The sequence below is a fragment of the Caballeronia sp. KNU42 genome (genome assembly GCF_053760385.1).
This window is the reverse complement of record NZ_CM132389.1, coordinates 803170-823927: the sequence shown is the minus strand read 5'-3', so window position 1 is coordinate 823927 and position 20758 is coordinate 803170. Positions and strand designations below refer to the sequence as shown.

The window sequence follows — 20758 nt, the reverse complement described above, 5'->3', positions numbered from 1 at the left end:
ATGTTCGACAACGCTGCCGATCTGCTGGAAAAAATCCGACTTGGTGAAGATTCCTTCCTTGAACTAAAAGAAGTGCGCTTTGCCGGGCAGAAAGTAACCGCGCCGCATCGCGATTCGCTGGCGGATGAACTGGCGGCTTTTGCGAACAGCGGTGGGGGCGTGTGCGTCCTCGGCGTGGATGATGCCCGAGAGGTTCTGGGCGTTCCGCTGGAGCGCCTGGATCTGGTGGAAGACTTCGTGCGGAACGTGTGTGTGGACATCGTGAACCCTCCGCTTGCCCCGGTAATCGAGCGTTTAACTTTACCGAGTAGCACGGGAGAGCAACTGCCCGTGTTGAAAATCGATGTACCACGCAGCCTGTTTGTGCATCGTAGCCCCGGGGGATACCTGCATCGCGTAGGCAGTGCCAAACGCGAGATGGCGCCAGAGTATTTAGCGCGTTTGTTCCAGCAGCGCAGCCAGGCCCGCATCATTCGCTTCGATGAGCAGCCTGTGCCGGACGCCAACCTGGATGACTTGACGACTGAACTCTGGCAACGCTTTGCGAGTGCTCGTGTTCAGGACCGTCGCGAGGTGTTGCTGGATAAGCTGGCCATGGCCCGACCGGACGCGGACAGTGCGATACGCCCCACGGTCGCAGGCGTTCTAATGGCAAGCGCAGACCCACGCCGCTGGTTACCCAATGCATTCATTCAGGCCGTAGCATATCGCGGAACCGACGTGCTGCCGCAGGGCGATAATGCCTACCAACTCGACGCTCAAGATATTACTGGTCCGCTCGACGCCCAGGTGCTCGCAGCTTGTCACTTCGTCAAGAAAAACATGCGAGTGTCTGCAAGCAAGAAAGAGGGGCGGCATGACCTTCCGCAGTACGACATGACCGCTGTGTTCGAGGCGCTGGTCAATGCGGTCGCACATCGGGACTACTCTATCTATGGGGCAAAGATCAGGCTTCGCTTGTTTGCGGACCGACTTGAGCTCTATTCGCCAGGCGCCATTCCAAACACGATGACCGTGGAAAGTCTGCCTTATCGGCAAGCGGCTCGTAACGAAGCAATTACAAGTCTCCTTGCCAAGTGCGCGGTGCCTGATGACGAGAGAGACCTGAGTGGACGTAGTGCGATGATGGACAAGCGTGGTGAGGGCGTGCAGATCATTCTGGATAGTAGCGAGCGGCTGTCCGGCAAGCGGCCCGTGTTCAGCCTGGTCGATGAGTCTGAACTATTGCTCGTCATCCCCGCTGCCATGCCGGAAGTTGAGGAATCTTGAAGCCCGCGGCTAACTGCTCTCAGCAAATGAGGCCGCGAAACCCGGCACGATAAGGCCTCAATAAACAACGCCTGTCATTCTCGTGAAGCAAAAGCGCTCTGGCTTGCATAGCAGTGATCGAGCCGCTATTTGAGGATCACGCAGCTCGGCGATCCTCAACTTCCAGCGCAACTCGCAACTCAAGCAAAATCCACAATGACCTTCATCGCTTTCGACCGGTCGTTCGCGGTTTCAAAAGCCTTGAGCGAATCGCGATAAGAGAAGATATCGGAGATCAGTGGCTTGGTATCGATCAACCGCTTGTTGAGCAGTTCAACTGCAATAGCAAATTCCTCATGAAACCGGAATGCGCCGCGCAAATCGAATTCCTTCGCCACAATCACATTCATCGGCAGCGGCACGTCGCCCCCGAGACCCACCTGCACGATGATGCCGCGCGGCCGCAGCGAGTCGAATGCACCACGCAATGCGGACGCATTGCCGCTCGCTTCGATCAGCACGTCGAACGTGCCCTTGCCCGCAGCAAACGGCAGGAGCGCATCCGGCGCCTGCAAGATGTTGAACGCCTGATCGGCGCCGACCTCCAGCGCGCTTTTCAGAGGCAACTCATTCACGTCAGTTGCCACGATATGCGCGGCGCCGGCACGTCGCGCTGCCGCGACGATCAATGCGCCAATCGGACCGCATCCTGTGACCAGCACGCGCTTGCCGAGCAACGGTCCCGCCCTGCGCACCGCATGAAGCGCAACCGACAAGGGCTCGGCCATGGCGGCTTCAGCATCGCTCAACGCATCCGACACCACATGCGCCTGCGATCGATCAATCACGATCTCCTGGCGAAACGCACCCTGGACGTGCGGCGTGCGCATTGCGCTGCCGTAGTAGCGCATGTCGAGGCAGTGATTCTGCAGACCTTGCTGGCAGTATTCGCAGTGTCCGCAAGGGCGGCTGGGACTGATCGACACGCGCGTTCCGACGGGCATGTCGGAGACACCGGCACCCACGCCCGAGACCACGCCCGACACCTCATGCCCGAGCACCATCGGTTCCTTGATGCGAACCGTCCCGAAGCCGCCGTGATTGAAGTAATGGAGATCGGAGCCGCAGATGCCGCCGGCGCGAACGCGAATCAGCAGTTGATGCGCTTCCGATTCGGGCGTCGGGACATCTTCAATGCGCAAATCCAGCGGCGCGTGAATCACGAGTGCATGCATGGAGAGAACCCCTTGTTAAGCGGAACATTGAGTGGTGCGTGAGCGGTACATCGAACGTGCTCCACTCTACGGCCAGCTCTTCCGCTTGAACAAGATCGATTCGGTCTGGATCGATAGGCGCGCCTTATGATCCCACTGTAATTCAGCTGCGCGCAGCCTGAGCCGCGCGCATTCATGACCACCGCACCGTCGATCAGAACCTGTGGCGCAGGCCAATCGTCGCTTCGAACAGCGAGTTATAGCCATTGAAGGGCTGGTTCGACCCTGAGCTACCCGCCAGCGTGGTCCATGCGCCGGTCAGGTGGTTATAGTCCACGCCCACATAAACGTCGGTGCGCTTGCTGAGCAAGTAGTCAAGCGTCGGGCCGGTCGTGATCCGCGTTCCGCTTGTATTCGCGTGACGCAGGAAGTCGATATAAACCGGCATCATCAACTGCAGCGAAGGCGTAAAGAAGTAGCTTGCCGCAACCGAGAACGAATCATTGCGGTAGTCAGCCGGATACACGTGGCTATAGATGTAAGACGCGTAGAGCTTGGCGCTGCCAAGCACGTAGGTCGCACCCGCGGTAAATACCTTCTGCGAACTGTCGGGAATCGTGATGCCGAAATACGTGCTGCCGTAAGCCGAGGTTGACGGTGTCAGGCCGCCGATATCGTTGATGACCTGATAAGCGGCGCCCACGCTAAGCGGTCCGCGATCATAAGAAAGGCTGACCGCCGGCGACGAGTTCTGATGGACGTTGCCCGCTGTCTGGCCAAAGGTGTAGGCGCTGCGCAGGGTGAAGCCGTAAAGTGTCGGCGAGGTATAGCGGGCCGTATTGTCCAGACGCCCGCCGCCGGTTTCCCCTGCGCCCTGGAAGCCCGTGGTGCCGGTGTAGTTCGAGAACGCATAGATGTCATGCGTGTAGCCCATTTCATGCACGAGCGTGTACTGGCGGCCAAGCGCGATCGTGCCATAAGGCGACACAAGCCCAACCATTGCCGTGCGGCCAAACAACCGGGCAGCACCTGAAGGCGTCGACTGCTGCGTCACGCCGGTGTTCGGCGTGAAACCGTTTTCAAGCTGGAAGATCGCCTTCATGCCGCCGCCCAGGTCTTCCGCGCCCTGCAAACCCCAGCGGCTGCCAGACAGTTCACCGCCGCTTCCCATGGTGAAAAGTTTTCCACCGGTCTTGGTCTGGTGGTTATCGAAGCGAATGGCTTCGTCGATGATCCCGTAAAGCGTGACGGACGACTGCGCATGCGCGACGTTAATGGCACAAACTGTACTTAGTATGCCGAAGCAAAGCTTTTTCATGTGTTTCCCCTGTTGTCGAAAGTCCAAACCCTCTATTTCCTGAAGCGTTTTCTTATATCCGGCACACTCTCTGGTGGCCGCGATCCGCGCTCATCGCGCGGTATTTCCAGGCTTGGGCATGCCGCGCAGCGCTGCCCCGGGAGCCCGCTGCGCGCCATACATTCGATCGGAAGCCCGGCGCAGGGAAGCATCGGAAATGCTCCGGCATGGCCGTATTGCACGCTCGGTAATCATTGCCTTCTGGTAAAGCGCCACGTTAAGCGGGTGAAAAAGTTAGCGCCAAGACGTCTTTGCGCTGGCGCAATAACATCCACTTATGGATGAGCGATTTGGAGCGCGAGCGCACGGGACTGGGGTTTTTGATGGCTGTCGGCTCGGCGAACCTTGCCCTATCATCTGAAATCGAATGACTTTCAGGCGACGAACGTGAATCTGCGGCGACTTAAATACTTCGTGAAGATCGTGGATATCGGCAGCCTCACGCAGGCAGCCGAGGTTCTGCATATCGCCCAGCCGGCGCTGAGCCAGCAACTGATCACGCTCGAAAGCGAGTTCCAGCAGCAACTTCTCGTGCGTACCAAGCGCGGCGTGACGGCGACCGAGGCGGGCGCGACGCTTTACAGGCACGCACAACTGATCCTCCGGCAATACGAGCAAGCCCAGGCCGATGTGAAGAGCGCAGGCCAGACCTTGTCGGGGTCGGTGTCGGTCGGGCTCGCGCCCGGGACCGGCGCTTCCGCGTTGTCGCTGCCGCTGCTGACCTCCGTGCGGGCGCGTCATCCGGACATTCTTTTGTACATCAACGAGAACTTCGGCACGACGCTCAGTGAACTCATCATGAACGGGCGCATGGACATGGCCGTGCTATACGGCGACAAGCCGGTCCACGGCCTCTCATTTCAACTCCTGCTGAATGAGGAACTCTTTCTGGTGGCGCCACGCAGCATGGGTATCGCCCCCGGCCAGATCGCCGTGACCGACTTGCGCGATGTTCCGCTGCTCTTGCCCAGACCTTACAACTACCTTCGAAAATACGTCGACGAAGGGTTTGCGCGCGTCCAGATGGTGCCCAAGGTCGTGGCGGAGATCGAGTCGGCAACTACACTGGCTGCCGCAGTGAGCGCCGGTATAGGCGCCACGATCCTGCCGGATTCGACCGCACGCGTGGTGGCGGGAACGGGCGATGTCGTTCAGTGCCGGATCGTTTCGCCCGTCATCAAGATCCCGCTTTCAGTCTGTTTGTCGGACCATCTGCCGCTTTCCGAGCCGGCTGCGGCGGTCAAGGACATCCTGATGGAACTGGCTGCGGACCTTGCGCTGGGCGTCACGCCCGCTATCGGCGCCGATACATAAGCGCGCCTTATCGCTACAAAGCCAAACCGTCTTGGCGCGAATTTTATGCGCCGGATACATTGAGTTCATCGTAATTCGCCTGTGAGCGCGGCTCGCGGGCGTCGCGGTTTGCCGCACGCAGCTTCCAGGCGTCGGCGCACGAATAACCGGGCCTGACTCAATGATGGATCTAGAAAGAATCAAAGCCTTGATCGAACTGCTCGCGCAGTCGCCGCTGGCGGAACTCGAGCTGATAGAAGGTGAAGACCGGGTTCGACTCGTGAAAACGCCGGGCGGCCGCGCGGGCGTTGCCGGCGTTGCAGTGGCGACGCCCACGCTTGATGAGCCGCGAGCCGAGTCTTCGGTACCTGCTGCACCGTCCGTGCAAGCCGAAATCGACACTCAGGTAATCGCCGCGCCGATGTTCGGCGTCGTTCATCTCACGCCGGCGCCAGGCGAGGCGCCGTTCGTTCAGGTCGGCGATACCGTGGCGCAAGGTCAGGTGCTCTGCACGATCGAAGCGATGAAGATGTTCAATTCGATCGAGTCGGAATTCGCCGGCACCGTCCAGGCCATCCTCGTTAAAGCAGGCGATGAAGTCGAGTCAGCCCAGCCGCTGTTCCGGATCGGACGCTGATCATGTTCAACAAGGTCTTGATCGCGAATCGCGGAGAAATCGCGCTACGCATCCAGCGTGCTTGCCGCGAGCTGCGGCTGGAAACGGTCGCAGTCTACTCAGAAGCCGATGCGGATGCCCGCCATGTACGTCTCGCTGACCAGGCGATCTGCATCGGCCCGGCAGCACCCGGGCAAAGCTATTTGAAGGGTGCGGCGATCCTGTTCGCCGCGCATGTCAGCGGCGCAGAGGCCGTGCATCCGGGCTATGGATTCTTATCGGAGAACGCGGACTTTGCCGACCAGGTCGAGGCCGCGGGCATGACGTTCATCGGCCCGGAACCGCGCTCCATTCGCACCATGGGCGACAAGGTAGCCGCCAAGCGCGCGATGCGCGCAGCGGGCGTGCCTTGCGTTCCCGGCCCCGAAGGCGGCTTGCCTGAGGATCCTCAGGGCATCCTGGAAGCGGCTGCCGAGATCGGTTATCCGGTGATCGTGAAAGCGGCCGGCGGCGGCGGAGGCCGCGGCATGCGCGTCGTGCCTGACGCCGCACAATTGCTCGATGCCGTCGCCGTGACGCGCGAGGAAGCGCGCCGCGCATTCGGAAAACCCGAGCTCTATGTCGAGAAATTCCTCGAGCATCCGCGCCATGTCGAGATCCAGGTTCTGTGCGATACCCACGGCAACGCGCTCTGGCTAGGATCACGGGATTGCTCGATGCAGCGCCGGCACCAGAAGGTGCTGGAAGAGGCGCCTGCGCCTGGTATCGATGCAAGTCTCATTCGTCAGGTCGGCGAGCGCTGCGTGGAAGCATGCAGGCAGAACGGATACCGTGGAGTAGGGACGTTCGAATTTCTTTATGAGAACGGTGAGTTCTATTTCATCGAAATGAACACACGTTTGCAGGTCGAACATCCGGTGACCGAGATGACGTCGGGTATCGACGTGGTCCGCGAGCAGATCCGGGTCGCACAAGGTCACGCGCTTTCGATCACGCAGGCGGATATCCTCACTAACGGTCACTCGCTCGAGTGCCGTATCAATGCGGAAGATCCGTCGACGTTCATGCCTTGCCCCGGCCGCATCTCGCATTGGGAACTGCCGGGCGGCAACGGCGTGCGCGTGGATTCGCACATAAGCGCGGGTCTCACGGTGCCGCCGTATTACGACTCACTGATCGCGAAGGTCGTAACCCATGGCGCGAGTCGCGCCGAAGCGCTCGCGCGCATGCGCATCGCGCTGTCGGAAATGCGCATAGAAGGCATTCGAACGAATGTGCCGCTGCATCGGGCAATACTCGACGATGACGACTTCTGCGCAGGCGGCGTCGATATTCACCATCTGGAACGCTGGCTGGCAAGGAGAACGAATTGAGCCCGATTCTCGAGCGCGTGCTCGATGCAACGACGACGGGCGCCATGACATCCAAGCGTCCCCAACACCATGTGCAAGGGAATGCGCACTTGATGACCCCGAGCGACGCCGATCAAAAACCGCGGATCAGCTTGCTTGGGACGAGCGCGATGCTGTTCGAAGCACCTGGCGAACTCGATCTGCAGACGCAGCGCCGCATCTGGGCGCTCGGGCAACGCGCTGCGACATGGGAGGGTATCCGCGAAGCGGTTCCCGGCATGTCGAACCTCATGCTCACCTTCGACCGGCCGCCGCGCCAGCCCGCCTCGCTCGTCGCTGCTCTGCACGACGCCTGGGATGCAGCGGAAGAGCTGTCGCTCGAAGGCAGGACGGTCGTGCTCCCCGTTCAGTACGGCGGCGATTTCGGCCCGCATCTGAGCGACGTGGTCGCGCATACAGGACTCTCGGTGGATGAGATTGTCGCGCTGCATAGCGAACCGCTTTACACGGTTTATGCCCTTGGCAGCCACCCGGGATATTGTTATCTCGGCGGCATGGACCCGCGCATCGCAGCACCCCGCCGCAAGGTGCCGGTGCTCGGCTTGCCGGGCGGCGCGGTATCCATAGGCGGAGTCCAGACCGGTGTCTCGGCGTCAGCGGGACCGAGCGGCTGGAACACGATCGGTCACACGGACATGTCGTTCTTTGACCCGGCCCGGACAGACCCCGCCATGTTCGCGCCGGGCGACATGATCCGCTTCAGCGTCGAAAGGATTGTCCGATGATCGAGGTACTTTCCAACGCCGCTCTGGCGACGATTCAGGATCAGGGCCGCCAGGGCTATCTGCGATACGGCGTGGGCACGTCAGGCGCGATGGACCGCGTGGCGCTCGCCATTGGCAACCTGATGCTGGGCAATCCCGACGATGCCGCCGGTATCGAGATCCCGCTATTTCCGTTTCGCGTTCGCTTCACGCAAGACACTGCGTTCGCATTGACGGGAGCGGACTGCTCGGCGCGTCTTGGCGAGCGCCCGGTCTTGCCGTGGTGGACCCTGCAGGCTAAAAAAGACGATGTGCTGACCATTGGCGTTCCTGCCAGCGGCGCGCGCTGTTATCTGCTGCTCAAGGGGGGCGTGGACGTGCCGGTCGTGCTCGGATCGCGCAGCACGCAACTGCGAGGCGAGTTCGGTGGTTTCCTCGGACGGCAGCTCAAGAAGGGCGATGTCGTTCAGGCAGCGGGTGTTGACCCGGCGCATAGCGAGACGATCAATGACGCAGCGGGATTCGGCGTGACGCCGCCTTCATGGACGCTTGGCGAGCTTGAAACAAGCCCGCTGACCGATCCCGCCGACACTGTTGTGCGCGTGTTGCCGGCCGGCGAATACGACGCTTACGAGCAGGACTCCATCGAAGCGTTCTGGCGGGAAAGCTGGAAAGTCACGCCGCAAAGCGATCGCTATGGATATCGGCTTGGCGGACCGGTGCTGGTTTCAAAACGTCCGGTGGAGATGCGCTCGCACGGCATTGTGCCGGGCGTGATCCAGGTGCCACCCAGTGGTCAGCCGATCATCCAGTTGCGAGACGCGCAACCCTCGGGCGGTTATCCGAAGATCGGCACGGTCATCGAAGCGGACCTTTGGCGGCTGGCGCAGGCACGCATCGGCTCGAAGCTGCGCTTCGTGCAGACCAGCTACGAAGAGGCCGTCGACGCGCTGGATGAACTCGACCGTTATATGACGAAGTTGCGTAACCTCGTCGGGCTCCATCGGGGCACAAGACCCTAGCGCGATGACACAGAAAAAAGAATTGCAGATCAGCGAGCTTCGGCAGATCACCGGATGGCTCGAAACGGCGGGCATCGGGTTTATCGAAATCGGCGGGCAAGGGACATTGGTCCGGCTGACGCTCGAGGGCGGTGGCGCCGCTAGTCCACAACCCGTGCGCTCCGCGCCGACCGTGCAGGAGACGCGGGTCCTTGCCACATCATCGGGCGTCTTGCTGACATGCCATCCGATGCGATCAACGCCTATTGTCGAACCGGGTGCGGCGGTCAAACAGGGCGATGTGTTGGGCCTGCTGCGCGTAGCACAGCTTTGCCTTCCGGTGATCTCGCCTTCTGACGGCGTCGTCGTGAAGTGGCTGGTCGAGCCGGGTGCGACGGTCGGATACGGGACCGCGCTGATGACCCTCGCGCCGGCCGGCAACCTTTAAACGGAGTGACACCATGGAAATCGATCTGAACGCGGACCTGGGCGAAGGCTTCGGCCCGTACCGGATGGGCGAAGACGAAGCAATGATGGAGATCGTCTCGTCGGCCAACGTGGCGTGCGGCTATCACGCGGGCGATCCGGTGATCATGGACCGGACGGTGCGCATGACGCTGGGACGCGACATCGACCTTGGCGCGCATGTCGGCTTTCCCGATCTCATGGGCTTCGGACGCCGGCCCATTCAAGCTGATCCGCTTGAACTCGCCAAGTACGTGCTGTACCAGATGGGCGCGCTCGCGGGCATTGCGAAAGCCGCGGGAGCGCATCTCACGCACATGAGTTTTCATGGCGCGCTCGGTAACATGGCCGCGGCATCGTATGAACTCGCGGAGCCGCTCGTGCGCGCCGTGGCCGATTTCGATAACCGCATTATCGTCAGCGTATCGACGAACACGCAGATCGAGCGTGCCGCCGACAAGATCGGCATGCGGGTCGCCAATACCTTTCTCGCCGATCGCGCCTACGACAACGAAGGCAACCTCGTTTCGCGCAAGCTCGACGGCGCCGTGATCAAGGACCGCGCAGCCGTGCTTGCCCGCGTGACGCAGTTGCTCGAGGACGGCACGGTCACGACCATCACCGGCCAGCGCCTGAAGATCGTCGCGCAGTCGATCCTGCTCCATGGGGACACGCCCGGCGCTGTCGAACTCGCGCGTACGGTGCGGGGCGCGATCGAATCGGCTGGCGGGCGCATCGTGCCGGTATCGCGGCTCGTCAAGTGAGCGCCATTTTTTTGTGCATTTTTTGAATCAGGAACAGGGGTAATTCATGCCGTTTTCAGACTACAAGACCGCTTTAGTGACGGGCGCTTCAACCGGAATGGGCGCCGCGATTGTCGAGCGCTTTTGCCGCGAAGGGCTCGAAGTGCACGCGCTCGCGCGCAATGCCGAGCGGCTGAACGAACTGGCAGAGCGCACCGGATGTATCCCGCACGCCATCGATGTCTCCGATCTCGACGCCGTGACCAAACTCACGGAGCAAGTACCGTTCGATATTGTCGTGAACAACGCGGGCGTATCGCGCAAAGGCTCGATTCTCGATGCGAGCGTCGACGACATTGACGTGCAGGTCGAAGTGAATCTTCAGGCGGTCCTGCACATTGTCAGGTTGACCATGCCCGGCATGGTGGCGCGCGACCGCGGTCATATCGTGAACATCACTTCAATTGCTGCCATTTATAACTTCGGCGGCAACTCGATCTATCACGCGACCAAGGCGGGTGTTCACGCGTTGTCGCGCCAGTTGCGCGTCGATGCAACCGGCAAGCGCGTGCGCGTGACCGAGATCTGCCCGGGCCGCGTGGCCACCGATATCTTCGGGCACGTGCACGGTGATATCGAGGCGGCGCGCAAGCAATACATCGATGGATTCGAACTGCCTTTGCCGTCGGATATTGCCGACGCTATTGCGTTCGCTATCGCTGCCCCGCTCGCGGTCAACATCAGCAACATGGAAATCTTGCCGACCTTGCAAGTGCCGGGCGGACTGACCACGATCAAGCGCGACTAAACCGCTCGCACGCACGCGGCACCATGGCCGTTCGTGCTTGCCCGCTCGTTCGTACTTCTCATCGAATCATCTGGAGATCACCCTATGCGCTCTTCCGTTCTTGTCACGCGGGCATCGTTTCCCGACATCGTGGAAAAGCTCAATGAACATTTCGACGTGACCGACAACCCGTCAGACATGCTGTGGACCCAGCCCGAACTGATCGCCCATCTGCAAGGCAAGCGCGGAGCGGTGACGGCCGGTAGTGACCGGATTGATGCGACGCTGCTCGATGCGTGTCCGGAACTGAAGGCCGTGTGCAACATTGGCGTGGGCTATAACAACGTCGATGTCGACGCCTGCACCGCGCGTGGCGTGCTCGTCACCAACACGCCGGACGTGCTGACGCAAACCACGGCCGATTTCGGCTTCGCCCTCATGATGGCCGCCGCTCGCCGCATCACCGAGTCCGAGCATTTCCTGAGGGCCGGTGAGTGGATCAAGACCGGCCGCTTCGATATGTTCGTGGGCGGCGACGTGTACGGCGCGAAGCTCGGCATCCTGGGCATGGGCCGCATTGGGCAGGAGATCGCCAAACGCGCGTCACGCGGATTCGACATGGACGTGATCTATCACAACCGGACACCGCTGGCGGCCGCGACAGAGGCCGAGTGCGGCGCGCGTTATGTCGAGAAGGAAGCGCTGCTTCGCGAGTCCGACCACCTGATTCTGGTCGTGCCTTATTCCGCCAGCTCGCATCACGCGATCGGCCGGGCGGAGCTCAAGCAAATGAAATCATCGGCGACGCTGACGAACATCGCGCGAGGCGGCGTAGTCGATGACCTCGCGCTCGCCGAGGCACTGAGCGAAGGCAGTATTGCCGCCGCCGCGCTCGATGTCTTCGAAGGCGAACCTCAGGTCAATCCCGCGTTGCTGGCCTGCAAGAACGTGGTGCTGACGCCGCACATCGGCAGCGCGTCGATCAGGACGCGGCGCGCCATGGCGTCGCTTTGCGTCGATAACCTGATCGCCGCATTGAACGGCGGCGAGGTGCTCACCCCGGTCAATCCACAGGTTCTGACGCAGGTGTCCGCGCCGGCTTGAACGGTGGACATCGACCCCGCTTACGAGTGCTCGATGCTCACGCCTGGCCGGGCGTCGAATGCGCTTCAGGGAAGCTTGAAAAACCGGCGCACATCCTTTCCTGGCTTGGCTCCGGCGCATTCTCGCCGGGACCATTCCCGAAACTTATCGTCCCAGAAGAAAGGCGTCTGCATGGTCGATTTTTTGCGAGCTAGTATGAATTCATGGCGAACGTCGACAAGATCTTCCGGCAGTCAAAGCGGGATGTCGTCGACCCACCCGGGCACCGGCATCAGGGTGCTCTGAACCCTTCGGAACGCGTGACATGAAACTTCATTTCGACCTGGCGACGGTACTGCAAGGCGACTACGGCGCATTGTTCCTGCACGGTGTCGAGCTGACGCTCGCGATGGCCGGGCTGGCATGGTGCCTGTCGCTCGTCGTAGGCGTTCTGTTGACCCTGATCCGCCTCACGAACCGCCGTCCGTGCACGATGTTCGTGTCCACCTTCGTGGCTTATCACCGGAACGTGCCCACGCTTGTGCAGATCCTGTTCTGGTACTTCGGGATCTCGACCCTGCTGCCTGCGCCTCTGCAAGACTGGCTGAACCAGTACAACGGCCAGTTCATCTTCGCGGTCATCGCGATCGGGCTGTGCAGCGGCGCGTATCTGTCGGAAGACATCCGCAGCGGGTTGCGGGCCATTTCCTACGGTCAATACGAAGCATCGCGCGCACTGGGATTGAACTTCATCAAGGGCATGCGTTACGTGATCCTTCCCCAGGCGCTGCGCAACTCGATTCCGCCCATGGTGAACCACGCTGTCGTGCTGTTCAAGAACACCAGCCTGGCGATGGCGATCGGGGCCGCCGAACTCACCTACGTCACGCGCAAGGTCGAGAACGAGACGTTCCTGTCGTTCGAGTCCTACCTGGTTGCGACCGTGCTCTATCTCGCCTTGTCACTCGTCATCATGCTGGCGGGCGCCAGGATCGCAGCGCACTACCGCATTCCGGGAGTCAAGTGATCATGTTCGACGTCTTGCGCGACAACTGGACCTTGCTGCTCATCGGGCAGTATCCGCATGGTCCTATCGGCGGCATCGTTGTGACCATCCTGCTGTCCGTATCGGCACTCGTCATTGCGATTCCGTTAGGTATCCTCGTTGCACTGGCTCGCATCAGCCACTTCAAGGTATTGCGCGCACCGGCGACCGGACTTGTCTACGCGGTTCGCGGCGTGCCGCTGCTGATGGTCATCTTCTGGGTCTATTTCCTTGTCCCGGTGCTGACGGGTTACCCCGTGACCGGATTCGTGACCATGCTGTGCGCCCTCGTGATCTACGACTCGGCGTATCTCGGCGAGATCATTCGCGCAGGTATCGAGGCCCTGCCGAAGGGGCAGACCGAGGCGTCCAGAGCACTGGGCATGAGCTACCTGAAGACCATGCGCGCGGTGATCCTGCCGCAGGCGCTCTATAACGTGGTCCCGAGCATGGTCACGCAGTTTGTCTCGACCATCAAGGAGACATCGCTGGGATACATCATCAATGTCCAGGAGCTCTCCTTTGCAGCCGACCAGATCAACAACCGGCTTCTGACCAAGCCGTTTCCCGTCTACCTCATTCTCGCGTTGAGCTACTTCGTTCTTTGCTACGCGCTGACACAACTGGCTCACTACCTTGAACGACGCGTGACGCGCAAGCGCGCCGGGAAGGGCAACAAGACAGGTAACAAGACGCGTCCCGGCGCGGAGCAACCGCTTCTTGAAGCGGCCGTGACCGAGCAATGAGCGCCCAATCGTTCGAAGGATCCGACATGATCAAATTTTCCGGCGTGAACAAGTGGTATGGCGAATATCACGCGCTCGTGGACGTCAACGCCGAGGTACGCAAGGGCGAGGTCGTCGTGGTGTGTGGGCCATCCGGTTCGGGCAAATCCACGCTGATTCGCACGGTCAACCGTCTTGAGGAAATCGATGGCGGCAGTATCTCGTTCGACGACCAGGATATCCACGAGAAGAAGGTGAGTCTGAATGCATTCCGCAGCAAGATCGGATTCGTGTTTCAGCAATTCAACCTGTTCCCGCATCTCTCCGTGCTCGACAACATCACGCTCTCGCCCATGCGCGTTCGCGGCATGAAGCGCGCGGTAGCCGAGCGTAAAGCTGCTGACCTGTTGTCGCGCGTGGGACTGGGCAACAAGGCGCAGGCATTCCCGGGCCAGTTGTCGGGCGGCCAGCAGCAACGCGTGGCCATTGCGCGCGCGCTTGCAATGGACCCGCCGGCCATGCTCTTCGACGAGCCCACCAGTGCGCTCGATCCCGAGATGGTGGGTGAAGTGCTCAACGTCATGAAGAGCCTCGCGCAGGACGGCATGACGATGATGTGCGTGACCCATGAAATGGGTTTCGCTCGCGAGGTGGCGGATCGCGTGTGGTTCATGGATGCGGGAAAGATCATTGAGACCGCCGAGCCGGAAGCGTTCTTCTTGCATCCGCAGCATGAACGGGCCCAGCGGTTCTTGTCGGATTTGCGCACCCACTGATGCGTTCGTATTGTTTTCAAAGCCAGGTCGTTCTCAATTCAATCAAGGTCAGGAGTCTTTCGATGCGTTCAAAAGCAGGATTAGCGGGCATGCTGGCGCTTACGGGGTGGGTCGCGTGCGTCGCACCTGCTCAGGCAGATCAGTTATCCGATATCAAGGCACACGGGACCTTGAGTTGCGGCGTGTATTCAAACGTGGAGCCGTTTTCGTATCCGAACGCGCAGACACGTCAGCTCGAAGGCATGGATGTGGATATCTGCACGGCCATTGCGAAGCAGCTCGGCGTCAAGGTGAGTCTCGAGCCGCTTGCGGTTGAAGCGCGCATTCCGCAACTGAAACTCGGTCGCGTGGACATGGTGGTGGCGAACCTTGCCTATACCAAGACCCGTGCAACGCAGGTGTCCTTCAGCGACGCTTACTACTCGACCAAGGAAGTGCTGATCGTCAAGAAGGCCGATGCCGGGAAAAAGCTCGCCGATTTCTCAGGACAAAAAATCAGCGCGGCTGACGGCTCGACCTCAGCGCAATCCATTCCGCTCTCCATCAAGGACGGCCAGGCCGTGACGTTCCACGACACCAGTTCGGCGTTCCTCGCGTTGCAGCAAGGAAAGGTGAAGGGCTTCGTGACCAACCAGATGACCGCAATCAAGATTTCGAAACAGGTTGAGGGATCTGACAACGCTGTCGCGATTGCTGCCGAACCCATGTTGATCGAACCGATCGCTGTTGGCTTGCGCCAGAACGAACCGGCCATGCTCGGCGCCGTGAACAAAGCCCTGATGTCGCTTGAGGCGAGCGGCGAGATGAGCGCGATTTTCGACAAGTGGCTCGGCCCGAAGACGCCTTACGGTCTCTCGCGTACCGACAAGGTCACGCCGATCGATCAGCTCAAGTTCACGCCGGTGTCCTGAGCGCGCCATGCCATGAAAGCATCGGCGGATACGCGTTTCGCGTTTCTGCCGATGCGCTGATCGCCTTATTGTTTGACTCGCAAAAAACGCTTGGTGTGGACCCTAGGTGAACCATAAAATTGTTGTGATGGGCGTATCGGGCTCGGGAAAATCGACGCTCGGAGAGGCCCTCGCGCGCTTGCTCCATGCACGTTTCGTCGAAGGAGACGAGTATCATCTGGCGAGCAGCCGCGAGAAAATGCGCAATGGCATTGGACTTGGCGACGCCGACCGCGAACCCTGGCTCGAACTGCTGGCGAGCATAATGGCCGACGAGTCGGATTCGGTCGTGCTGTCCTGTTCCGCTTTGAAGCGAAGCTACCGCGAGACGCTGCGGCGGCACGTCGAGAACCTCAGGTTTGTCTTTCTCGATGTCGCTCCCGGCATTGCGATGCAACGCGTGATCGCCCGGACAGCACATGAATTCCCGCCCTCGCTGGTGGCTCACCAGTTCGAGGCGCTTGAGTCGCCTGTGGGGGAGCCGAACGTCCTGGCTGTGCACGCATCGGACGCGACGGCGCTGCAACTTGGCCAGATATCGCCATGGCTCGACGCTCAGGAACATACGAATAAACAGGAGATATTTTGAATCAGATGCTCAACATGTTTGATCTGACGGGTAAGCGTGCGCTTGTCACCGGCTCAAGTAGCGGGATCGGCTTCGCGCTCGCGCGCGGGCTGGCGGGCGCCGGCGCGCAGGTTATCCTCAACGGACGAAATGAGGCGCGCCTTGCAGAAGCGGTGGCGAGTCTGCGCGATGAAGGGTTGGCCGTCAGTGCATTGAGTTTCGACGTGACGTCGCCGGCGGCGGTCACGGCCGCGATCGATAAGATTGAACGTGAAGACGGGCCTATCGATATTCTCGTCAATAACGCCGGGATGCAGCGTCGCGCGCCTCTGGACCAATTTTCGCATGAGCAATGGCAAGAGTTGATGAAGACGAACGTGGACAGCGTGTTCCTGGTCGGGCAGGCGGTCGCGCGTTTCATGATCACGCGTGGCGCCGGCAAGATCGTCAATATCTGCTCGGTTCAAAGCGAGCTTGGACGCCCCGACATCGCTGCTTACACCGCGACGAAAGGCGCTGTGAAAATGTTGACCAAGGGCATGGCGATCGACTGGGGCAAGCACGGCATCCAGGTGAATGGGCTCGGACCGGGTTACTTCAAGACCGAGTTGACCGAAGCGCTCGTGAAAAACGAAACCTTTAGCGCATGGCTTATCGGACGCACACCGTCGCGGCGTTGGGGCGATGTTGAAGACCTGGTGGGCGCGGCAATATTCCTCACGAGTTCGGCCTCGAACTTCGTCAATGGACACATTCTTTATGTCGATGGCGGCGTGACGGCAACGCTTTAACGAATCCACTTTGCTGAAGCAAACAAAAAGCGCGTTGTAGTCACAACGCGCTTTTTGGTTTTCTTATCAAGCGGCGGATCGCCTCAGTTGTTGCAGCGCGCCTCGAGCGCATCGATAAACGACCGGTCCCACTTGCCCTCTCTCATGGCTTGCATGGTCCGCGCCTCAGCCTCCAGCACTGCACGGGCTTTCTCGATCACGGTTGCCGCATCCTCTTGAGGAATTGCCAGGGCGCCGTCCTGATCGCCGACCACGATATCGCCGGGATTCACCACCATGCCGCCTACGCTGACCGTCACGTTGATTTCGCCCGGACCGTCCTTATAAGGGCCGCGGTGCGTAACGCCGCGCGCATAGACTGGAAATTCGCGGCTGCGGATTTCGGCTACATCGCGGATCGCACCGTCGATCACAATACCCGCCATGCCGATGCTTGCCGCATAGAACGTGAGAATGCCGCCAATGACCGCATTGTTGAGGTCGCCGCCTGCGTCGATGACGAGCACGTCACCCGGGCGGCAAAATTCGAGCGCGCGTAAATACGTGAGGTTGTCTCCGCCGCGAGAGCGCACGGTGACGGCTGTTCCGGCCATCGTTGCGGCGACCGGACGGTGGTAGGGCGACAGGCCTGTCGTGCCCATGTTGCGATGCATGTTGTCGCTCAACGCCGACACCGGAATGTCGTGCAATGACGCGATGATCGCGGCATCGGCCTGGCTGGCGGAGGGATTCTTGCGGATAGCTTTATAAGTGGACATGGCTGTATCGATGAAGCGGTTGAATGGTTCAGGGCCGTCGCTTAGCGCAGTGCCTTTACAGCGGCAGCAATGCGGCGGCATCCTTCTTCGAGGACATCGAGCGACGTCGCGATCGATAAGCGGAAGTAAGGCGACAGGCCGTAAGCCACGCCAGCAACAACAGCCACGCCGGCACTGTCGAGCAGATACATCACGACGTCGGTGTCGTTGGCAATCAGCTTGCCCTCAGGCGTGCTCTTGCCAAGCAACGCGGCACAATTAATGTAGAGATAAAACGCGCCATCGGGCTGACGGCAGCTCAAGCCGGGAATCGCGTTGATCATTTCGAGCGTCACGTCGCGGCGCTTTTTATAGATCGCGGTGCTTTCCGTCACGAAGCTTTGATCGCCGTTCAGCGCGGCCGTTGCAGCGGCTTGACTGATCGAGCAGCAGTTACCGGAGGACTGGGACAGCAGCGTGTCGAGTGCGACTATAAGATCCCGTGGACCTGCCACGTAACCAATCCGCCAGCCCGTCATGGCATACGTCTTCGACACGCCGTTGATCGCGAGCGTCCGGTCGCGCAGTTCCGGTGCCGCCTGCAGGAAATGGGGCGTGCTTTGGCCGTCGTAGCGAAGGTGCTCGTAGATGTCATCCGTCATGACGAGTACATGAGGATGGGCGGCCAGGACATCGGCCAATGCGCGGTATTCGGCAAGCGTGTAGCTCGCCCCGGTCGGATTGCTCGGTGAGTTGATCAACAGCCAGCGGGTGCGCGGCGTGATCGCGGCTTCGAGTTGCGAAGGGGTGATCTTGAAGCCGTTTTCTTCCGGGCATGCAACGGTCACCGGGGTCCCGTCACAGGCGAGCACCATGTCAGGGTACGAAACCCAGTAGGGAGCCGGCACGATGACTTCATCGCCCGGTTCGAGCGTGATGGAGAACGCGCTATAGATCGCACTCTTCGCGCCATTCGTGACAATGATTTCGTTCGGCGCGTAGGACAGTCCGTTTTCACGCGCCAGCTTCGCCACGATAGCCTCGCGGAGCTCAAGCGTGCCGGCCATCAGCGTGTAACGGGTGGCGCCACGCTCCATGGCGGCCGCGGCGGCCTCGCGAATATGTTTTGGGGTATCGAAATCGGGTTCTCCGACCACCAGATTGACGATCGACTTGCCCTGGCGACGCAACTCGTTGGCGCGGTCTGCCGCGGAAGTGCTCGGCGATGGCTTGATGCGCCGCACTCGAGCGGCGATTCGGGAAGTGCTCACGGAATTCCTTGCATCGGCTGTGGGATTACCCATAACAGTAGAAGCGAAGGAAACATTAAGCCAAGACGGTTTCGATCTCGTGCGAGAAGAAACGCTTATGGCATGGATCAAACATCCGCCGCACGCGGCTGGCTGAACGCCAATCAGCCCGCCTCCGGGCAAAGATAACAATTTGGTAATGCTGATGTCAGATTCGCGAAAAACCTGAAAGCAGATACTGATTGCACGTCACCGAGATTGCAACGGCCGGCGGACAGAAGTTGATGGCCATGCCTGCTTCGCATGTAAGCAAAATCCAAAGCTGCAAGTCGTGCCTTACGAAGATCTGTCAGCAGCAAGCCGAAGAAATTATTTTGGTCACTCGTGGAATAACAGCAATACCGATGTGTTTGCCACTGCATAGACGCAGTAATTTGGATTCAACCAGGTAAGGATGCCGAAGTAAAGATCAGTATCTTGATCTCACTGGCGCAGCTGCAGAATCATCCGTTTCCGGGCAAATGGGCCCGCTAATCGATCACACTCGTTCAAGGAATAGTCATCATGAAAAAAGCTCTCGTTTGTCTCGCTCTCGCCGCTGGCGCCTTGTCTGCTCCGGTCCTCAGCTTCGCGCAATCGAATGCTCCTGTGACGCGCGCTGAAGTGCGCGCAGACCTGGTGCGCGTTGAACAGGCGGGTTACCAACCGGGCGGCGGTAGCGACATCAACTACCCGGCCGACATTCAGGCTGCCGAAGCGAAGATCGCGGCTGAGAACGGCCAGCAACAGGCGATGCAAGCCTACGGCGGCGTGGCCGAGAACGGCACTTCGTCGTCAGGCGCCCCGATGCATACAGCCTCCCGCTCGACCTGCGTCGGTCCGTACAGCTTTTGCAACATCTACGCGGGTAGCTGAGTGGCGCGGTTCAGGGCCTGTGCTGTTGTTGCAAATCCAATGACTCGCAGAGGACCTGATTACGCCCTTCATCTTGCCTCGCAACCTGCTCTCTCCAATTCCTTTCCCCATCTAACCGATAACGGAGTCTCTCGTGAAGATCTTGCCTTTGGTCGCCTCAGCCTTGTCCTTGTCTGCTTGCCTCTTTGCATCGACCGGCGCAATGGCGCAGGATGCCCAGCCGAAAAATGCCCCGGTGAAGAACATTGTCCTGGTGCATGGAGCGTGGGTGGATGGTTCGGGATGGAAACCCGTCTATAACATCCTGACCAAAGACGGCTATCACGTCACCATGGTGCAGGAGCCGTTGAGTTCCCTCGACGACGACGTAGCAGCAACCAAGCGCGTTCTCGACCTTCAGAACGGCCCGACAATCCTCGTGGCTCACAGCTATGGCGGTTCCATCATCACTGAAGCGGGCGTGCACCCGAACGTTGTCGGGCTGGTGTATGTGGCCGCGCACGCACCGGCAGTCGGCGAGGATGAAAGCGACCTTGGCAAAGGCATGCCCAGCTATACATCGAAGCAAGCGGGTGCGATCAAGAAGACCGACGACGGCTACACGTACCTGAACCCTGCGGATTTCCCGAAAGACTTCGCCGCTGATTTACCGCTCAAGCAAGCCCAATTCGAAGCACAATCGCAGATCCTGACGGCCGCCAAGGTTTTCTCGGCGCCCATGACGGTCGCCGCGTGGACCTCCAAGCCTAGCTGGGGCATCGTCGCCGGCGCGGATAAGATCATCAACCCGGATCTCGAACGCTGGTACTACGCGCGTGCGCACAGCCACACGACCGTGATCCCGGGCGCGAGCCACTCCGTTTATGAGTCGCGTCCGAAGGAAGTCGCGGCCGTCATCGAAGATGCAGCGAAACACGCCCAGCAGTAAGGCGTCGATCAACGCAACGACAGGAACCTCGTTACCTCTCAATTTTGTAATCAAATAATGGGAGTCCCGTCATGTTGGCTACTGCAACATGGAGCCCGGCTTTACCCGGTGCGGGTTCACCGAAACATCACGAGGTTTTGAATCGCGGGT

Annotated in this window: 22 protein-coding genes; 18 read left to right on the top strand and 4 right to left on the bottom strand. The window is 60.2% G+C overall.

The genetic code is table 11. From position 1 onward, the window contains the following. On the top strand, positions 1 to 1269 hold the full coding sequence (locus ACSOSP_RS22845; protein WP_455313189.1) for an ATP-binding protein: 1269 nt from the start codon (positions 1 to 3) through the stop codon (positions 1267 to 1269). Between the two features lie 179 nt (positions 1270 to 1448). Here ACSOSP_RS22845 and ACSOSP_RS22840 read toward each other — a convergent pair whose 3' ends face one another. Next, positions 1449 to 2483: an L-idonate 5-dehydrogenase gene (locus ACSOSP_RS22840; RefSeq protein ID WP_455313188.1), complete on the bottom strand. Its 1035-nt coding sequence runs from the start codon at positions 2481 to 2483 to the stop codon at positions 1449 to 1451. A gap of 193 nt (positions 2484 to 2676) precedes the next feature. After that, complete coding sequence (locus ACSOSP_RS22835; RefSeq protein WP_455313187.1) at positions 2677 to 3780, bottom strand: porin; 1104 nt, start codon at positions 3778 to 3780, stop codon at positions 2677 to 2679. A gap of 426 nt (positions 3781 to 4206) precedes the next feature. Here ACSOSP_RS22835 and nac point away from each other — a divergent pair, with 426 nt between their 5' ends. The 15 genes from nac to ACSOSP_RS22760 all read left to right on the top strand — a co-directional run bounded on the left by nac (position 4207) and on the right by ACSOSP_RS22760 (position 16778). Beyond that, positions 4207 to 5133, top strand: a complete 927-nt coding sequence (nac, locus tag ACSOSP_RS22830; RefSeq protein WP_455313186.1) for a nitrogen assimilation transcriptional regulator NAC — start codon at positions 4207 to 4209, stop codon at positions 5131 to 5133. Positions 5134 to 5293: 160 nt separating this feature from the next. After that, complete coding sequence (accB, locus tag ACSOSP_RS22825) at positions 5294 to 5749, top strand: acetyl-CoA carboxylase biotin carboxyl carrier protein (RefSeq protein ID WP_455313185.1); 456 nt, start codon at positions 5294 to 5296, stop codon at positions 5747 to 5749. Between the two features lie 2 nt (positions 5750 to 5751). Then, positions 5752 to 7101 carry an acetyl-CoA carboxylase biotin carboxylase subunit gene (accC, locus tag ACSOSP_RS22820; protein ID WP_455313184.1) on the top strand — a complete coding sequence of 450 codons (1350 nt, stop codon included), beginning with the start codon at positions 5752 to 5754 and terminating at the stop codon, positions 7099 to 7101. Positions 7102 to 7193: 92 nt separating this feature from the next. Beyond that, on the top strand, positions 7194 to 7865 hold the full coding sequence (pxpB, locus tag ACSOSP_RS22815) for a 5-oxoprolinase subunit PxpB (protein WP_455313641.1): 672 nt from the start codon (positions 7194 to 7196) through the stop codon (positions 7863 to 7865). Next, complete coding sequence (locus ACSOSP_RS22810) at positions 7862 to 8866, top strand: 5-oxoprolinase subunit C family protein (protein ID WP_455313183.1); 1005 nt, start codon at positions 7862 to 7864, stop codon at positions 8864 to 8866. Before pxpB ends, ACSOSP_RS22810 begins: the two co-directional genes overlap by 4 nt. 4 nt (positions 8867 to 8870) lie before the next feature. Next, on the top strand, positions 8871 to 9293 hold the full coding sequence (locus ACSOSP_RS22805) for an acetyl-CoA carboxylase biotin carboxyl carrier protein (RefSeq protein WP_455313182.1): 423 nt from the start codon (positions 8871 to 8873) through the stop codon (positions 9291 to 9293). A gap of 13 nt (positions 9294 to 9306) precedes the next feature. After that, on the top strand, positions 9307 to 10074 hold the full coding sequence (locus tag ACSOSP_RS22800; protein WP_455313181.1) for a LamB/YcsF family protein: 768 nt from the start codon (positions 9307 to 9309) through the stop codon (positions 10072 to 10074). 46 nt (positions 10075 to 10120) lie between these two features. Next, complete coding sequence (locus ACSOSP_RS22795) at positions 10121 to 10861, top strand: SDR family oxidoreductase (protein WP_455313180.1); 741 nt, start codon at positions 10121 to 10123, stop codon at positions 10859 to 10861. Between the two features lie 84 nt (positions 10862 to 10945). Beyond that, the gene (locus tag ACSOSP_RS22790) at positions 10946 to 11944 is read left to right on the top strand and encodes a 2-hydroxyacid dehydrogenase (protein ID WP_455313179.1); all 999 of its coding nucleotides are present in this window, start codon (positions 10946 to 10948) and stop codon (positions 11942 to 11944) included. A 304-nt stretch (positions 11945 to 12248) separates the two neighbouring features. Beyond that, on the top strand, positions 12249 to 12950 hold the full coding sequence (locus ACSOSP_RS22785; protein ID WP_455313178.1) for an amino acid ABC transporter permease: 702 nt from the start codon (positions 12249 to 12251) through the stop codon (positions 12948 to 12950). Positions 12951 to 12952: 2 nt separating this feature from the next. Beyond that, positions 12953 to 13714, top strand: a complete 762-nt coding sequence (locus ACSOSP_RS22780) for an amino acid ABC transporter permease (protein WP_455313177.1) — start codon at positions 12953 to 12955, stop codon at positions 13712 to 13714. A 26-nt stretch (positions 13715 to 13740) separates the two neighbouring features. Further along, the gene (locus tag ACSOSP_RS22775; RefSeq protein WP_455313176.1) at positions 13741 to 14469 is read left to right on the top strand and encodes an amino acid ABC transporter ATP-binding protein; all 729 of its coding nucleotides are present in this window, start codon (positions 13741 to 13743) and stop codon (positions 14467 to 14469) included. Between the two features lie 62 nt (positions 14470 to 14531). Beyond that, positions 14532 to 15380: a transporter substrate-binding domain-containing protein gene (locus ACSOSP_RS22770; protein ID WP_455313175.1), complete on the top strand. Its 849-nt coding sequence runs from the start codon at positions 14532 to 14534 to the stop codon at positions 15378 to 15380. Positions 15381 to 15486: 106 nt separating this feature from the next. Then, positions 15487 to 16008, top strand: a complete 522-nt coding sequence (locus ACSOSP_RS22765; RefSeq protein ID WP_455313174.1) for a gluconokinase — start codon at positions 15487 to 15489, stop codon at positions 16006 to 16008. A gap of 5 nt (positions 16009 to 16013) precedes the next feature. Next, complete coding sequence (locus tag ACSOSP_RS22760; protein ID WP_455313640.1) at positions 16014 to 16778, top strand: SDR family oxidoreductase; 765 nt, start codon at positions 16014 to 16016, stop codon at positions 16776 to 16778. A gap of 83 nt (positions 16779 to 16861) precedes the next feature. Here ACSOSP_RS22760 and ACSOSP_RS22755 read toward each other — a convergent pair whose 3' ends face one another. Together ACSOSP_RS22755 and ACSOSP_RS22750 are read right to left on the bottom strand one after the other, a co-directional pair. Continuing rightward, positions 16862 to 17536 carry an RraA family protein gene (locus ACSOSP_RS22755; RefSeq protein WP_455313173.1) on the bottom strand — a complete coding sequence of 225 codons (675 nt, stop codon included), beginning with the start codon at positions 17534 to 17536 and terminating at the stop codon, positions 16862 to 16864. A 41-nt stretch (positions 17537 to 17577) separates the two neighbouring features. Next, positions 17578 to 18786, bottom strand: coding sequence for an aspartate transaminase (locus ACSOSP_RS22750; RefSeq protein ID WP_455313172.1), 1209 nt, complete (start codon positions 18784 to 18786; stop codon positions 17578 to 17580). Positions 18787 to 19329: 543 nt separating this feature from the next. Between ACSOSP_RS22750 and ACSOSP_RS22745 the strand changes: the two genes are divergently transcribed. Together ACSOSP_RS22745 and ACSOSP_RS22740 are read left to right on the top strand one after the other, a co-directional pair. Beyond that, positions 19330 to 19680, top strand: coding sequence for a DUF4148 domain-containing protein (locus ACSOSP_RS22745; protein ID WP_455313171.1), 351 nt, complete (start codon positions 19330 to 19332; stop codon positions 19678 to 19680). A 202-nt stretch (positions 19681 to 19882) separates the two neighbouring features. Then, complete coding sequence (locus tag ACSOSP_RS22740; protein WP_455313639.1) at positions 19883 to 20608, top strand: alpha/beta hydrolase; 726 nt, start codon at positions 19883 to 19885, stop codon at positions 20606 to 20608. Positions 20609 to 20758 lie beyond the last annotated feature (150 nt).

Bases quoted from the DNA above. Each gene is read 5' to 3' on its own strand.
- ACSOSP_RS22740 (WP_455313639.1), top strand. From the start codon at position 19,883: ATGGCGCAGGATGCCCAGCCGAAAAATGCCCCGGTGAAGAACATTGTC.
- accB (WP_455313185.1), top strand. From the start codon at position 5,294: ATGATGGATCTAGAAAGAATCAAAGCCTTGATCGAACTGCTCGCGCAG.
- ACSOSP_RS22775 (WP_455313176.1), top strand. From the start codon at position 13,741: ATGATCAAATTTTCCGGCGTGAACAAGTGGTATGGCGAATATCACGCG.
- ACSOSP_RS22770 (WP_455313175.1), top strand. From the start codon at position 14,532: ATGCGTTCAAAAGCAGGATTAGCGGGCATGCTGGCGCTTACGGGGTGG.
- ACSOSP_RS22745 (WP_455313171.1), top strand. From the start codon at position 19,330: ATGAAAAAAGCTCTCGTTTGTCTCGCTCTCGCCGCTGGCGCCTTGTCT.
- ACSOSP_RS22840 (WP_455313188.1), bottom strand. From the start codon at position 2,483: ATGCATGCACTCGTGATTCACGCGCCGCTGGATTTGCGCATTGAAGAT.
- ACSOSP_RS22790 (WP_455313179.1), top strand. From the start codon at position 10,946: ATGCGCTCTTCCGTTCTTGTCACGCGGGCATCGTTTCCCGACATCGTG.
- ACSOSP_RS22795 (WP_455313180.1), top strand. From the start codon at position 10,121: ATGCCGTTTTCAGACTACAAGACCGCTTTAGTGACGGGCGCTTCAACC.
- ACSOSP_RS22810 (WP_455313183.1), top strand. From the start codon at position 7,862: ATGATCGAGGTACTTTCCAACGCCGCTCTGGCGACGATTCAGGATCAG.
- ACSOSP_RS22805 (WP_455313182.1), top strand. From the start codon at position 8,871: ATGACACAGAAAAAAGAATTGCAGATCAGCGAGCTTCGGCAGATCACC.
- ACSOSP_RS22845 (WP_455313189.1), top strand. From the start codon at position 1: ATGTTCGACAACGCTGCCGATCTGCTGGAAAAAATCCGACTTGGTGAA.
- ACSOSP_RS22755 (WP_455313173.1), bottom strand. From the start codon at position 17,536: ATGTCCACTTATAAAGCTATCCGCAAGAATCCCTCCGCCAGCCAGGCC.
- accC (WP_455313184.1), top strand. From the start codon at position 5,752: ATGTTCAACAAGGTCTTGATCGCGAATCGCGGAGAAATCGCGCTACGC.
- pxpB (WP_455313641.1), top strand. From the start codon at position 7,194: ATGACCCCGAGCGACGCCGATCAAAAACCGCGGATCAGCTTGCTTGGG.
- ACSOSP_RS22780 (WP_455313177.1), top strand. From the start codon at position 12,953: ATGTTCGACGTCTTGCGCGACAACTGGACCTTGCTGCTCATCGGGCAG.
- ACSOSP_RS22835 (WP_455313187.1), bottom strand. From the start codon at position 3,780: ATGAAAAAGCTTTGCTTCGGCATACTAAGTACAGTTTGTGCCATTAAC.
- ACSOSP_RS22785 (WP_455313178.1), top strand. From the start codon at position 12,249: ATGAAACTTCATTTCGACCTGGCGACGGTACTGCAAGGCGACTACGGC.
- ACSOSP_RS22760 (WP_455313640.1), top strand. From the start codon at position 16,014: ATGCTCAACATGTTTGATCTGACGGGTAAGCGTGCGCTTGTCACCGGC.
- ACSOSP_RS22800 (WP_455313181.1), top strand. From the start codon at position 9,307: ATGGAAATCGATCTGAACGCGGACCTGGGCGAAGGCTTCGGCCCGTAC.